General features: G+C 63.0%; 15 protein-coding genes. 10 read left to right on the plus strand and 5 right to left on the minus strand.

The genetic code is table 11. From position 1 onward, the window contains the following. The first annotated feature begins 24 nt into the window (after positions 1–24). The 7 genes from AMK05_RS32395 to AMK05_RS32425 are packed head-to-tail and all read left to right on the plus strand — an operon-like array spanning position 25 to position 7,033. Positions 25–1,326, plus strand: coding sequence for an ABC transporter substrate-binding protein (locus tag AMK05_RS32395; protein WP_064844741.1), 1,302 nt, complete (start codon positions 25–27; stop codon positions 1,324–1,326). Positions 1,327–1,332: 6 nt separating this feature from the next. Further along, positions 1,333–2,085 carry an ABC transporter ATP-binding protein gene (locus AMK05_RS32400; protein ID WP_012555840.1) on the plus strand — a complete coding sequence of 251 codons (753 nt, stop codon included), beginning with the start codon at positions 1,333–1,335 and terminating at the stop codon, positions 2,083–2,085. Further along, positions 2,082–2,810, plus strand: coding sequence for an ABC transporter ATP-binding protein (locus AMK05_RS32405; RefSeq protein ID WP_064844743.1), 729 nt, complete (start codon positions 2,082–2,084; stop codon positions 2,808–2,810). The genes AMK05_RS32400 and AMK05_RS32405 overlap by 4 nt, the downstream gene beginning before the upstream one ends. After that, a complete protein-coding gene (locus AMK05_RS32410; protein WP_064844745.1) occupies positions 2,807–3,721 on the plus strand; it encodes a branched-chain amino acid ABC transporter permease in 915 nt (304 codons plus the stop codon). The genes AMK05_RS32405 and AMK05_RS32410 overlap by 4 nt, the downstream gene beginning before the upstream one ends. Then, positions 3,718–4,743 (plus strand): branched-chain amino acid ABC transporter permease, encoded by a 1,026-nt coding sequence (locus AMK05_RS32415; RefSeq protein WP_064844747.1) that lies wholly within the window; start codon positions 3,718–3,720, stop codon positions 4,741–4,743. The genes AMK05_RS32410 and AMK05_RS32415 overlap by 4 nt, the downstream gene beginning before the upstream one ends. Before the next feature lie 36 nt (positions 4,744–4,779). Further along, on the plus strand, positions 4,780–5,565 hold the full coding sequence (locus AMK05_RS32420) for a coniferyl-alcohol dehydrogenase (RefSeq protein ID WP_064844750.1): 786 nt from the start codon (positions 4,780–4,782) through the stop codon (positions 5,563–5,565). Positions 5,566–5,587: 22 nt separating this feature from the next. Beyond that, on the plus strand, positions 5,588–7,033 hold the full coding sequence (locus tag AMK05_RS32425; protein ID WP_064844752.1) for an aldehyde dehydrogenase: 1,446 nt from the start codon (positions 5,588–5,590) through the stop codon (positions 7,031–7,033). Here AMK05_RS32425 and AMK05_RS32430 read toward each other — a convergent pair. Next, positions 6,996–7,691 carry a hypothetical protein gene (locus tag AMK05_RS32430; RefSeq protein WP_064844754.1) on the minus strand — a complete coding sequence of 232 codons (696 nt, stop codon included), beginning with the start codon at positions 7,689–7,691 and terminating at the stop codon, positions 6,996–6,998. The genes AMK05_RS32425 and AMK05_RS32430 overlap by 38 nt on opposite strands. Positions 7,692–8,020: 329 nt before the next feature. Continuing rightward, entirely contained in the window at positions 8,021–8,860 is an 840-nt protein-coding gene (locus AMK05_RS32435) for a hypothetical protein (RefSeq protein WP_064844756.1), read from the minus strand. A 353-nt stretch (positions 8,861–9,213) separates the two neighbouring features. Here AMK05_RS32435 and AMK05_RS32445 point away from each other — a divergent pair, with 353 nt between their 5' ends. From AMK05_RS32445 to AMK05_RS32455, 3 genes are read left to right on the plus strand one after another with little or no spacing between them, the layout of a single operon-like run. Continuing rightward, positions 9,214–9,735, plus strand: a complete 522-nt coding sequence (locus AMK05_RS32445; protein WP_064844759.1) for a DUF4142 domain-containing protein — start codon at positions 9,214–9,216, stop codon at positions 9,733–9,735. A 5-nt stretch (positions 9,736–9,740) separates the two neighbouring features. Further along, positions 9,741–10,052, plus strand: a complete 312-nt coding sequence (locus AMK05_RS32450) for a cupredoxin domain-containing protein (protein ID WP_064844761.1) — start codon at positions 9,741–9,743, stop codon at positions 10,050–10,052. Between the two features lie 38 nt (positions 10,053–10,090). Further along, complete coding sequence (locus AMK05_RS32455) at positions 10,091–10,801, plus strand: RNA polymerase sigma factor (RefSeq protein ID WP_064844763.1); 711 nt, start codon at positions 10,091–10,093, stop codon at positions 10,799–10,801. A gap of 45 nt (positions 10,802–10,846) precedes the next feature. Here the strand turns inward: AMK05_RS32455 and AMK05_RS32460 are convergent, their stop codons facing one another. The 3 genes from AMK05_RS32460 to AMK05_RS32470 are packed head-to-tail and all read right to left on the minus strand — an operon-like array spanning position 10,847 to position 14,056. Then, on the minus strand, positions 10,847–11,548 hold the full coding sequence (locus tag AMK05_RS32460) for an HpcH/HpaI aldolase family protein (protein ID WP_064844764.1): 702 nt from the start codon (positions 11,546–11,548) through the stop codon (positions 10,847–10,849). Positions 11,549–11,558: 10 nt separating this feature from the next. Beyond that, complete coding sequence (locus AMK05_RS32465) at positions 11,559–12,368, minus strand: SDR family oxidoreductase (RefSeq protein WP_064844766.1); 810 nt, start codon at positions 12,366–12,368, stop codon at positions 11,559–11,561. A gap of 11 nt (positions 12,369–12,379) precedes the next feature. After that, positions 12,380–14,056, minus strand: coding sequence for a hydantoinase B/oxoprolinase family protein (locus tag AMK05_RS32470; protein ID WP_004672027.1), 1,677 nt, complete (start codon positions 14,054–14,056; stop codon positions 12,380–12,382). Positions 14,057–14,067: the final 11 nt, after the last annotated feature.

Here is a 14,067-nt window from a genome sequence, read left to right on the forward strand (position 1 = left end):
GCATCGAGAGGGAGGAATGATTTCATGAACGGAAAACTCAACGCGGCGACATTGACCCGCCGCTCTTTCATCGCATCGGCCGCGGCAGGCAGCGCGGCACTGGCGCTGTCCGGCCGCACGGCTTTCGCTGACGGCGATACGCTGAAGGTCGGTTTCATCAGCCCGCGCACCGGCCCGCTCGGCGGCTTCGGCGAGACGGATGGCTATGTGCTGGACCTCGCACGCAAGGCGTTGGCGAACGGCCTGCAAGCCGGCGGCAAGACCTGGAAGGTGGAGATTCTCGACCAGGACACCCAGTCCGATCCGTCGCGCGCCGGCCAGCTCGCGAAGGAGCTGATCAACAACCAGGCGATCGACCTGATGCTCGCGGTGTCGACACCGGAAACCATCAACCCGGTGGCCGACGCCTGCGAGGCGGCCGGCGTTCCCTGCCTGTCCACCGTCATGCCCTGGGAGGCCTGGTATTTCGGCCGTGGCGCCAAGCCGGGCGCGCCCTCCCCCTTCAAATGGACCTATCATTTCGGCTTTGGCGTCGAAGAATTCCACAAGGCCTATGTTTCGCAGTGGAACCTGATCGAGACCAACAAGAAGGTCGGCGTGATGTATCCGAACGACGCCGATGGCAACGCGATCCGCGCCCATCTGGCGCCGGCCCTTGCCAAGGCCGGCTTCACCATCGTCGATCCCGGCGCCTATGAAACCGGCACCACCGATTTTACCGCGCAGATCGCTCTCTTCCGGCAGGAGGGCGTGGAGATCTTCAACTCCTTCCCGATCCCGCCCGATTTCGCTGCCTTCTGGCGCCAGGCCGCACAGCAGGGACTCACCCAGCAGATCAAGATCTGCCAGGTCGCCAAGACGGGCCTGTTTCCCTCCGACATCGAGGCGCTCGGCGATCTCGGCATGAACATCGGCAGCGCCGCCTATTGGCACAAGGCCTTCCCTTACAAATCCACGCTGACGGGCGTGTCGGGAACCGAACTCGCAGACGGCTACGAAACGGCGAGCGGCAAGCAGTGGACGCAGCAACTGGGCGCCAGCCTGGCGCTTCTCGATGCCGGCTTCGATGCGCTGAAAGCGAGCAGCGACGTCAAGAGCAAGGAAGCCGTCGCCAAGGCGATTTCCAAGCTGAAAACCACCACGATCGCCGGCAAGGTCGATTTCACCAGCGGTCCCGTCGCCAATGTCTCGCCCGGACCGATCATCGGCACGCAATGGGTCAAGGCGGCCGAAGGCTCGAAATTCGCGCTCGACTACGTCGTCACCGAAAACGCCACCGATCCCAACGTCCCGGTCGGCGCCAAGCTTATCGCTTACAACGGATAACGCACGGTGCAGCAGCTAGCTCAAAATCGGCCGGGAGGAGCCTTTCTCTCGGCCAAAGGGATACACAAGCAGTTCGGCGCCCTCGTCGTCCTGGAGAACCTGGACTTTTCCATGGGCGATGGCGATGCGGTCGGCATCGTCGGGCCGAACGGCGCGGGCAAGACCACGCTGCTCTCCGTGCTCGCCGGCGCCTTCCCGCCAAGTGCTGGAACCATCACCTTCGACGGCGCCGACGTCACGGGCCGGACGGCGGCGGAGCGCTGCCGGTCCGGGCTGGTGCGGACCCATCAGGTGCCCAAACCCTTCAGCGGCATGACGACCTTCGAAAATGTCTTCGTCGCCGCATCGCACGGCCATGCCGCAAGCCGCGACGAAGCCTATGAGCGTGTGGTGGATTCGCTTTCGCTCTGCGGCATGCTTGGCGTCGCCAACCGCCCGGCCGACACGCTCGGCCTTCTCGATCGCAAACGCCTGGAGCTTGCCCGTGCGCTTGCCACGCAGCCGCGGCTGCTGCTGCTCGACGAGATCGGCGGCGGCCTGACCGATGGCGAGGCGAGCGAGCTCGTGGAAACCATCCTCGAATTGCGCCGCCGCGGTATCGGCATCGTCTGGATCGAGCATATCGTTCATATCCTCCTGCAGGTGGCGGAACGGCTGATCTGCATGGATGCCGGCCGGATCATCGCCGATGGCGAGCCGAAAGCGGTCATGAGCAACGCCGAAGTGGTCAAGGCCTATCTCGGAGGAACGCCGGCATGAGCCTTCTCTCCATTCGCAACCTCGACGTCCGCCACGGCCTTTTGCAGGCCGTGCGCGGCGTGAGCTTCGATATCGTCAAGGGCGAGGTGCTGGCGCTGGTCGGCGCCAACGGCGCGGGCAAGACGACGCTGCTGCGCTCGATCGCCGGTGCTCACCTTCCGTCTGCCGGGCAGGTCCTTCTCAACGATGAAGACCTGGCCTCCGTGCCTTCCCACAAACGGATCGCCAAGGGAATCGCTTTGGTGCCGGAAGGCCGGCGGCTGTTTTCACAGATGACGGTCGAAGAGAACCTGCTTCTCGGAAAGAGCTGCGGCCGCAAGGGCGAGTGGAGCATCGATCGCGTCCTCGACGCCTTCCCGAACCTCAAACCCCGCCGCCATGCCAAGACAGGGCACCTCTCGGGCGGCGAACAGCAAGCGACCGCCATCGGCCGTGCGCTGATGAGCAACCCGGATATTCTGCTGCTGGACGAAGTCTCGCTCGGGCTTTCGCCGCTCGTCGTCGACCGCGTCTATGCCCAGTTGCAGGCATTGCTGACCTCGGGAACGACCATCGTGCTCGTCGAGCAGGACCTTGCCCGCGCCATGAGCGTCGCAAGCCGCGTTATCTGCATGCTGGAAGGACGCATCGTGCTCGACCGGCCGGCTGGCGCCGTCACCCGCGAACACGTCACCCAGGCCTATTTCGGGCTGCACCGGGCAGCCGGCGAAAGGAGCCCATCATGATCAACTCCCTCATCCAGGGTATCCTGCTCGGCGGCTATTACGCCGTCATCGCCTGCGGCCTGTCCTTCATGTTTTCGGTCATGCGGATCATCAATCTCGCCCACGGCAGCCTGGCGGTCGCCGCCGCCTACGGGCTATGGCTGCTCGCCGCCAAGGCCGGCATCCCGCCTTTCGCCGGCCTGCTGATCGTGCTGCCCGTCATGGCGGCGATCGGCTGGCTGCTGCAGCGCTTCATCCTCGAACGCAGCGCCCGCGGCGGCACGCTGCTGCCGATCCTCACCACCTTCGGCTTGTCGATCGTCATCGACAATCTGCTGTTCGAGCAGTTCGGCGCCGATACACGGTCGCTCGCACCCTTCATCGGCAACCTGTCCTATGCGTCCTGGCAGCTGCCGGGCCACATCTTCGTCGGCAAGCTTGCCGTGATGATGATGTTGACGGCGGTCCTCCTTCTCGGCGCGCTGCAATTCTTTCTTAGCCGCTTTGCGCTCGGCCGCGCCATCCGCGCTACGGCCGAAGATCCCGATACGGCGGGGCTGGCCGGCATCGATGCGCGCCGAGTGAACGCCGTCGCCACCGCGATCACCATGGTGACGATCGGGATCGCCGGCGCCTTTCTCGGAATGCGGGCGACCTTCAGCCCCTATGCCGGCGGCCCGCAGCTGCTCTTCGCCTTCGAGGCGGCCGTGATTGGCGGAGCGGGATCTCTCTGGGGCACGCTTGCCGGCGGCATCATTCTCGGCCTCGCCCAATCGCTCGGCGCGCAGCTGCACCCGCAAGGCTTTCTAATCGGCGGCCATGCCGTGTTTCTGCTGGTCCTTTTCGTCAGGCTGTCCCGCTTCGGCATGCCTCAACTCGACAAGCTCGGCGCGTTCTTGAATTTTCGCGCCCGTCTTCGGAGCCCGACATGACATTCGTCTCCAACGGAATATCGATAGAGCGCTGGACGAGAGCTTCGCGGCTGGCGCTTGGCTCGATGGCCGCAGTGCTTGCCCTGCTGGCGCTCGCCCCCGCCGTGCTTGGCGCCGGCGCGATCGACAGGCTGACGGCCCTCTTCATCTACGTGATCCTTGCCGCGATGTGGAATGCGCTCGCCGGTTTCGGCGGGCTGGTCTCGGTCGGCCAGCAGGTGTTCTTCGGCCTCGGCGCCTATTTCACCATTCGGCTCGCCGATGCCGGGCTCGACCCCTTCGTCTCGGTCTTTGCCGCCGCGATCGTGACCGGCGCGCTGTCGATCCCGCTTTCGCTCTTCATGCTGCGGCTGAAGGGCGGCGAATTCGCGATCGGCATGTGGGTCGTGGCCGAGCTCGCCCACCTGCTCGTCAATCTCGACCGGTTGATCCAAGGGGAAACCGGAACCTCGCTGATCTCGCTCAACCTCTATGACAGCGGCATGCGGCGGGCAACGATCTACTGGCTTTCGCTGGCGTCGATGGCGGCCCTGCTCGGCGCCCTCTTCATGCTGATGCGCAGCCGCGCCGGTGCCGCCATGCAGGCGATCCGCGACAATGAAGAGGCGGCGACTTCGGTCGGCGTGCGGGTGACCGGAACCAAGCGTCTGCTCTTCGTGCTCGCCGCCTTCGGCATTGCGATCGCCGGCGGCCTGTGGCTGGCGACCGCCACCACCTTCCAGCCGAAGACCTATTTCAGTGTCCAGTGGACGGCCTACATGATCTTCATGGTGCTGGTCGGCGGGATCGGCAAGTTCGAAGGCGCAATCCTCGGCGCCATCCTGTTCTTCCTCATCGAGACCTTCTTCGGCGGAGCCGGCGTCTGGTATCTGATCGGCCTCGGCGCCACCGCCCTGATCTTCTCCCTCTACCTGCCACGCGGCCTTTGGGGCGAAATCGAACGCCGCTTCGATTTCCAGCTCCTGCCCGTCGGCTACCGGCTGAAACTTCCTGGTCCGAACAAGATCAAATGGGAAGAATGAGCCCGCCTCCAGTTTCTCTTGCGAAAGGTGACATCCATGCTTTTTGGTAAAACGATCCTGGTGACCGGCGTCGCCTCCGGCATCGGCGCGCGCACGGCTGAACTGGCCGGCCAGATGGGGGCCGAGGTGATCGGCGTCGATGTCCGCGAACCGGCGAATGGAAGTGCCGCCTTCATCAAGGGCGATCTGTCCACGCCATCGGGCGTAGCCGAGATCGCTGCACGGCTCCCGGCGCGGCTCGATGCGCTCGCCAATGTCGCCGGCCTTTCCGGCAATACCGGCGTCGTCTCGACGCTCGCCGTCAATTTCTACGGCCTTCGCGCCCTGTCGGAAGCCGTGGCGCCGCGCCTGCGCGAAGGCGGCGCCATCGTCAACGTCGCCTCGATTGCCGGCTACGGCTGGCGCGCCAATCTCGATCGGGCAAAGATCCTGACCGGCATTGAAGGCTTTCCCGATGTCTCGGCGGTCGCCGCCGAACACGGCCTCAGGGACGAGGAAGGTTATCCGCTTTCCAAGGAGCTGCTGCTGCTCTGGACCATGCGCGCGGCGCACCAGCCCTTGTTCAAGGACCGCGGTATCCGCGTCAATGCGGTAAGCCCGGGGCCGGTGGAAACGCCGATCCTTAAACAGTTCCGCGCCGTGCTCGGCGATGCCAGGGTCGACAGCGACATCACCCGCGTCGGCCGCGCCGGCACTGCCGCCGATATCGCACCCGCCGTGCTTTTCCTCTGCTCGGATGGCGGGCGCTGGATCAACGGTGCCAATCTTGCCGCCGACGGCGGCCTCGAAGCATCCATCAATGCCGACGTCCTCGGCTTCTAGTCATTATCAAAGGAGACCCATGATGAATATTTCCCTCCTGATCAACGGCGCGGACCGCCCGGCCTCCGACGGCCGGACCTATGACCGCATCGATCCCTTCACCGAAAAACTCGCCAGCCGCGCCGCCGCGGCGAGCCTGGAGGATGCCGCCGCCGCCGTCGACGCCGCGTCCGCCGCCTTCGGCGCTTGGTCGAAGACCGGCCCCGGTCAGCGCCGCGCGATCCTGATGAAGGCCGCCGACATCATGGATTCCAAGGTGGACGAATTTACCCGGCTGATGATCGAGGAAACCGGTGCCACCGCGCCTTGGGCCGGCTTCAACGTCATGTTCGCCGCCAACATCCTGCGCGAGGCCGGCGCCATGACGACGCAGATTTCAGGCGAAATCATTCCCTCCAACAAACCCGGCACGCTCGCCATGGGCGTTCGTCAGGCTGCCGGCGTCTGCCTGGCGATCGCGCCCTGGAACGCGCCTGTCATCCTGGCGACCCGCGCCATCGCCATGCCGATTGCCTGCGGCAACACCGCTATCCTCAAAGCCTCCGAGCAATGCCCCGGCACGCACCGGCTGATCGCAACGGTGCTGACGGAAGCCGGCCTGCCGGCCGGCGTCCTCAACGTCATCACCAATGCGCCGGAAGATGCACCTCAGATCGTCGCTGCGCTGATCGCCCATCCGGCCGTCAAGCGCGTCAACTTCACCGGATCGACCAAAGTCGGCAAGATCATCGCCGAGACCTGCGGCAAGCACCTCAAGCCTGCCCTTCTCGAGCTCGGCGGCAAGGCCCCGCTGGTTATTCTCGACGACGCCGATATCGACGGCGCGGTCAATGCCGCCACTTTCGGCGCCTTCATGCATCAGGGGCAGATCTGCATGTCGACGGAGCGGATCATCGTCGATAGCTCGATCGCCGATCAGTTCGTCGCCAAACTCGCCGCCCGCGCCAGCCAGCTCCCGGCCGGCGACCCGCGCGGCCATGTCGTGCTCGGCTCGCTGATCAGCCTCGATGCCGCCAAGAAAATGGAAGAACTGATCGCCGATGCGACGGCCAAGGGCGCAAAACTTGTGGCCGGCGGCAAGCGCTCCGGCACAGTGGTCGAGGCGACGCTGCTCGATCACGTCACGCCTGATATGCGCGTCTATGCGGAAGAATCCTTCGGCCCGGTCAAGCCGATCATTCGCGTCTCGGGCGAGGAAGAAGCGATCCGCATCGCCAACGACACCGAATACGGCCTGTCATCCGCCGTCTTCAGCCGCAACATCCAGCGGGCAATGGCGGTTGCGGCGCGGATCGAATCCGGCATCTGCCACATCAATGGCCCGACCGTGCACGACGAAGCGCAAATGCCCTTCGGCGGCGTCAAAGGCAGCGGCTACGGCCGCTTCGGCGGCAAGGCGGCCATCGCCGAATTCACCGATCTGCGCTGGATCACGGTCGAGGATTCCGCCCAGCATTATCCCTTCTGAGGGGCAGCAAGGTTTCCGCTGCGGACGGCAATCGTCCCGAAGGTTGAGCGCGCCACGGCCATCCCGGTTGTGGCGCGATCAGAATTTGGGCCGGTGACATTCGCCGCTGCCCGCCGCGACCCTTCAGACCGAGGAACCGCGCAGAGCCTCGGCAAGCTTCAGCCAGAGATCGTGGGGCGGCGAGGGAACCGACCGCGAATCTTCGTCGGAGGCCCGAATATCGGCGACAACCTCTCACCGCCGCCATCATCCGCCGAAATTTTGTGGCCTTGTCCGTGAACCGCTCCGAGCCGCGCTCGCCCAGCACCGTGCGGATCGTTGCGACGGCCAGATTGAAATTTTTCTGCAACGGCCTGAACGCCCCACGGTGTTTGTCCCGCATGCCGACGCGGAGATCCCCGTGGGCGAAGGCCGCCATCGCGTCGTTGAAGTCGGAGAGATTGTCGTCGATCGATGAAATCAGTTCATTGAGTAGCGCCGCCGAGCGGCGAAGATCCGGATCGGTGTAGTCGGCATTCATTCGCCGCGTCAGATTTCCATCCATGGCGGCATTGGCGAATGCTGCGATTTCAGCGCAGAATTTGGCTTTTTGATCTACCGGATCGAGATCGCCGATCTCCCGGCCCTGATAGGTCGTATTCGGTCCGGAGCCGTTCATTGTTTCGACCACAGACGCCGAGCCTCTGCGCATGCATCGCCGCCGGACTTGCGGTGGATCATAAGGGCATAGATGCCTTGCACCATATCGTATTTCCTGCTGACCGATTGCATCGCTGCTATGTGTGAGCGAAACCGGCCCCCTGCCAAAACAGGACCATCCAAGGCAGCAACGCTTTAAAAAAGTCCTTCCTTGCCTCTAAAGTCGGATATTTGCCGCGCAGAACGGACAGCGTCAGCGTGTTTTGACCATGATCCAGCAGCCTGTAGGCTCCGATCGCCGCAGCCGGTTCGATGCGCAGCCTCGACCACCATTCCGATCAACTCCTCCTATTCGACCCGCTTCAAGTCGTTCGGAACGCCATATCCCGATCCGTCGTATTGCAGCCGGTGTTTGTCGATCGTCGTCTTGTCTTCGCTGTTGCAACTATTATCCGTTCCGACCGTATCGACGGATGTCGTCGTCTTCTCGGTGACGACGATGTCGGCAACCGCAGCTTTCGCTGACGGAACCATCGAAAGCGTGCGCGTCGTTTCACTAAACTCACCGGCACACACGGTATCCCATTCTCCATGAATCTCGCCGACGACAATGTTGTCGAGAACCGGCTTCAGCTGATCACCTTCGATCGAGAAGAGCCATAAGGTGGTTTCACCAAATGGATTGGCGCGCGAGCTGCCTTCCAGCGAAACACGCAGACCGAAAGCCGTTTTCCCCGGAGCGAGCTGATAGCGTGCGGTATCGAAGGCGACGCTTCGTACTCGAACGGCGTCGTCGGACATAAGTCCGTCAAGACGCAGCCGCTGCATTATTTTCAGGTTGGTGCTATCGGCGACCAGCAGTTCGATATCCCCTTCGTTTTCCGAATCCGACTGCTCTGTCATCAATGGGACCGCAATCAGCATCAGCTGGGGCTGAGCCGGCCAAACCCGGCAGATCACAGCATGCGGATCGCCATCAACACTATCGTCCTTGGGTAGCGTGATGGTTGCCCCCTCGAACAGAAGAGTACCATCGTCGGCATTTGTCGCGCTCGGATAGGCACGCCGAATGATGTCTGCCGCACGGCCGGCGCATTCATTCTGCCCCGCCGATGCCGCTGGAGCGCCGAGCCCTATCAGGACGATCGGTGCGAAGAACAGGGTTCGGAGGCTCGAAAACCGCTTCATTCATCCTCCGCAAACCAAGCATCGTGCAGCATCATTAAGCCGCGGCGAATCATCCGGACGCGACCATTAGGGCCCCCCGAAAAGCCTTGCGGATGTCCTCTGACTTCGAGCGCAAATGAGCAGTAGCCTCTTCAGTCACCTTCGCACAGACCAAGCATGACCTCATCGGTTCATCGGCATTCGTTTTTCTTATCATATCCGCGTGATCGACACGCACTTCGGGCAGGTTCCACTTGATCCTGGCGTCACGACAAATTTCCGGGAACCTTTTCGCCGCATCTGCATCCAATGTCTGCTTCCAAAGACGCGCCGGCGCTGCGGAAGGCATTCACACGACACAAGGGAGACAGATCATGTTGAAACAGATTTTCGGTGCAGCCCTGATAGCGGCCTCGCTCGGCACGGTTTCACTCGCCGCCGATGCCAAGCCGACCGACCCTCAGATCGCCCATATCGCCTATACCGCGGGGCAGATCGATGTCACCGCCGCTGAACAGGCATTGAAGAAAAGCAAGAATGCCGAAGTCATCGAATTCGCCAAGACCATGGAACGTGACCACAAGGCCGTCAACGACCAGGCGCTCGCCCTCGTCAAGCAGTTGAAGGTGACGCCCGAGGACAACAAGATCAGCCAGTCGCTCTCGGCTCAAGCAAGCAAGGAGTTGAAGACGCTTGAGGCTCTCGACGGCGCGGCCTTCGACAAGGCCTATGTCGAAAACGAAGTCGCCTATCACAAGTCGGTCAACTCAGCGCTGTCCACGGTGCTGATCCCCTCGGCTCAGAACAAGGAGTTGAAGTCGCTCCTGGAAACGGGCCTGACCCTGTTCAAGCAGCACCAGATGCATGCCGAGCATCTTGCCTCGATGATGAAGTAGTTGCGATGAACCTGCTGATGAAATCGCTGCCGCTGCTGTTCGTATTTTGGGCCGGGGCAGCATCGGCGGCAGAATATCAGGTCACCATCACGGGCATGAAATTCAGCGCGCCGCCTGCCGAACTGCATGTCGGCGATGTGATCATCTGGCGAAATGATGATATATTCCGGCATACGGCAACGGCGCGTGACAAGAGCTTCGATATCGACCTGCCGCCGAAATCGGAAGGCCGCGTGACGATCAGCCGAGCGGGAGCGGTCGACTTCTACTGCCGCTTTCATCCCGCCATGACGGGCACACTGGAGATCCGGCCATAGGCCGGGCTCCTGGAAAGACGGGGTAGCGGAGATTTTCCATGACAGCCATTCCGGTTCCGGTCACACGACATCGACCGCTCCCATCGGCACTTGCCGACGCCGACCTCGTGCCGCTGGCAAAAATCGGCGACGAGGTCGCCATCCGCGCCATCATCCAGCTTCACAATCAGCGGCTGTTCCGCACCGCGCGCGCCGTCATCCGCGATGATGCGGAGGCGGAAGATGTCGTCCAGGCGTCTTACATCAAGGCCTTCGCCAGCCTGTCGGCATTCCGGGGTGAGGCCGAGCTTTCGACATGGCTGACCCGAATTACACTCAACGAGGCGCTGGGCCGGGTCCGCGCGCAAAAGAACACCACCGGACTGGAGGAAATCGACATGCAGGCGACATCGGCGGGTGGCCAGGTCGTGCAGTTTCCATCCTCGTTATCGGCGACAGATCCGGAAACCGAGCTGTCGCGGAGCCAGGCGCGGCAATTGCTGGAACAGGCGGTCGACGAACTGCCGGATGACTTTCGCGCCATCTTCGTGCTGCGGGATGTCGAGGGCATGAGCACCGACGAGGCCGCATCCTATCTCGGCATAAGACCCGAAACCGCGAAGACGCGGCTGCACCGGGCGCGGAAGATGATGCGCCAGTCGATTGAAAAACGGCTGTCCGGCGCCTTCTCGGCGCTGTATCCCTTCGATGGCGCCCGCTGCGCTTTCATGGCCGACCGCGTCGTCGCGGCGCTTCGCCAGACCTCCTGATACGGAACAATGCCGCCATAGTGGCGGCGCGCCCATGCACCTGCACTATGAGGCGAGCGCCTGCCTGACGCCGGCGAGGCCGCGGCGCAGGAACGGGTCCGAGTGAATATAGAAGAACTGCACGCCCTTTTCCCGCCAGTGCGGCAGTTCCTCGGCGGTCACGAGCGTACCGGCAATCTTGCCCGCGGCGCGAATCTTGCCGACGGCGCGGGCGACCTCGTCCGTCACAGCTGCCGGGCGCGGCTCGCCGAACGGCGGAGCCGGCGGATAACCCATATCCTGGGAGAGATCGCCGGGACCGATGAAGAACACGTCGATGCCATCGACACGAAGCATCTCGTCCAGATTGGCGATCGCATCCTGCGTCTCGACCATGGCGATCACCAGCCGCTTTTCGTAATCGGATGGCAGGGCATAACGGACGGCATCGACAATCGCGCGCGCCTGTTCCGAAGTCTCGACCATCGGCACCATGATCCCATCGGCGCCGGCATTCAAATAGCGGATGATGACGGGACGTTCGTGCGAATGCGGGCGGACGATTGCAGCGCCGCCGACCGAGCGGACGATTTGGGAAGTCATCCTGACATCCTCGAAGCTCCAAGTGCCATGCTCGCAGTCGACGAAGACCGAATCCGCGCCCAGCTCCACCAGCCGGGCGGCCAGGCCCGAAGAGGAGTGGTGCGGCGTAAACATCGAGATGGCTTCGCCGGCCTGCAGCCGGGCGCGCAGCTTTGCGCCGTTCATGGTTGTCCTCCTATTTCCTTGATTTCGGCATGTCGGGCGTATCGGCTGGCGCGCCGACCCAGCGCGCGGTCTCGATATCGGCCGATGTGTCCCGCATGAAGGTCGGGCAGATGTGAAGCTCGGGGATGACGGCGCCCTTCTGCAGGCTTGCGCAGAGCGCGATTGCCCTCGCCACGTCATGCGGATCGAGCATCACGGCCCGCTCGCTTTCGAGCGGCGGCCGTGCGCGGTTGTCCATGATCGGCGTGTTGGTTTCGCCGGGAAGGATCGTCGTCGCCCGGATGCCCTGGTTTCGATAGGTGTTGTGGACGAAGGTCATGAAGTTCTTCACCCCGGCCTTGGCAGCGCCATAAGCCGCCCCGCCCAGGAGGTTCGGATTGAGAGCCGCAAGCGACGAGACGGTGATCACCGTGCCGCCGCCATTGGCGATCATGTCGGGCAGGGCCGCCTGGGTAAGGTTGAAGACGGCGGTCAGGTTGACGTTGACCGTGGAGTTCCACTCTTCTTCGCTGAGGAAACGTGCGTTCAGCACCTTGCTCGCGCTGCCGGCATTGTTGACGAGAATATCGACCGGACCGATGCCGTCCCTGATCCACTTCACGCTTTCGAAGATTTCCTGCCGCGATTCGATATTCAGAGGCCGGGTAAAGGCCTTGCCCCGCCGCTTCTCGATCAGCCCGGCGACCTCCCGCAGCGGCGCCATCCGGCGGCCTGTGAGAACGACGGTGGCGCCTTCCTCGGCAAGAAGGATCGCGGCCTCGCGACCGATGCCCGTTCCCGCTCCGGTGACGAGCGCGATCTTTCCGTTCAACAGGCCCATAATGGCTCCTCCTATTCCGCGGCCACCGCGGCCGCGCCCTTGTAGCCATATATAAGCTTTGCGGCCTTTGGGGTGATCAGGCCTTCGGCAAGATCCTGCTCGATCAGCACGGCCGGTCGCTCGCTCACCCTGCCCCATCCGCCGCCGCCCGGCGTTTCGACTTCCAGCCGCTCGCCGGTCTTCAGCACGACCTTGCCCTTTGGAAATTGCGGCTGGCCTTCCTTGCTGACCTTGCCCGGCGTGCCGTCCTGTCCGTCGACGACACCGAAGCAGGGATGCCGGACACGCTCGGATGCGAGATAGATATTCATCGCCGAGCGTCCGAGATTGCGCAGGATTGCCCGCTGCCCCAGGCCGCCCCGATATTTGCCGGCTCCGCCGGAATCGGCGATGAGTTCCTTGCGCTCCATCAGCACGGGCACGGCGATTTCGAACATTTCGACGGCGGTCACTTTGCAGTTCGATGGAAAGCTCAGCGTATCCAGCCCGTCGAATTCCGCACGAGCCCCCTGGCCGCCATGGAAATTCTGCACGGATCCGTATTGCGAACCGTCATCCCGGCGGCCGACGCAGTTGGCCGCCCATATGGGGGCGCCGCCGCTGTCGCCCATGACCTTGTCGGGCACCACGCCTTCGAGCGCCCGGAAGATCAGCGAGGGGATCGCATGGCCGATCAAGTTGCGGGAATTGCCCGCCGTCCACTGCTCCGGATTGAGAACGGAGCCAAGCGGAGCGTCGTCGGTGATCGGCGTGATGCAGCCCTCGTTGTTCGGCGTATCGGGATCGAGCAGGCATTTCAGCGCATAGACCGAATGGGCGTAGCGGTAGTTGGTGCGGCAGTTGATCGAGTGGAGAACCTGATCTGATGTGCCGGCGTAATCCACATGGATGGAATCGTCGCCGACGATGACCGTCGCCTTCAAGATGATGTCGGTCTCATAGCCGTCCAGCGTCATCTGCGCCGAATAGCGGCCATTCGGCCACGCCTTGATCGCCTTGCGGGTCTGCGCCTCCGAGCGGGAATGGATGGCCTCGGCGAGGCCATCGACATCGTCGAGGCCATATTCATCGAGGAATTTCACCAGTTCGCGGCCCATGACATTGTTGGCGGCGATCATCGATTCCAGATCGCCCTGGACTTCGGTCGGCAGCCGCACCGATGCGGCGATGATGTCGAGAACGTCCTGATTGGGAACGCCGGCTTTGTGCAGTTTGACGATCGGGAAACGAATGCCTTCCTCGAAAATGTCGCTCGCCTCCGAATGAAGCGGTGCTCCGCCGATGTCAGGCAGGTGAGCGATCGAGCCGGCATAGGCCACCACCTTGCCGTTCTTGAAGATCGGCGTGATCATCGTCACATCGGGCAGATGGCCGGTGCCGATCTCCGGATCGTTGGTCGCGAGAACATCGCCTTCGACAAGTGTTTCCGCCGGAAACTTCGGCAGGAAATATTTCTGGGCCGCCGCCGGCAGCGAGGTGATGAAGACCGGGATGGACCAGGTGCATTGGGCAAGCGCCCGCCCCTTGCTGTCGAGCAGCACGGTGACATAATCGTGGTTCTCACGGACGATCGGCGAGAAGGCCGTCTTGCCGAGCACGTTGTCAGCCTGATCGGCGATGAAGATCAAGCGGTTCCACATGACCTGAAGATTGATCGGATCGTTGAAATCGGTAGCGGTCTTCGACATCGGAATTCGCC

This window comes from Rhizobium sp. N324, from assembly GCF_001664485.1.
Taxonomy (GTDB): domain Bacteria; phylum Pseudomonadota; class Alphaproteobacteria; order Rhizobiales; family Rhizobiaceae; genus Rhizobium.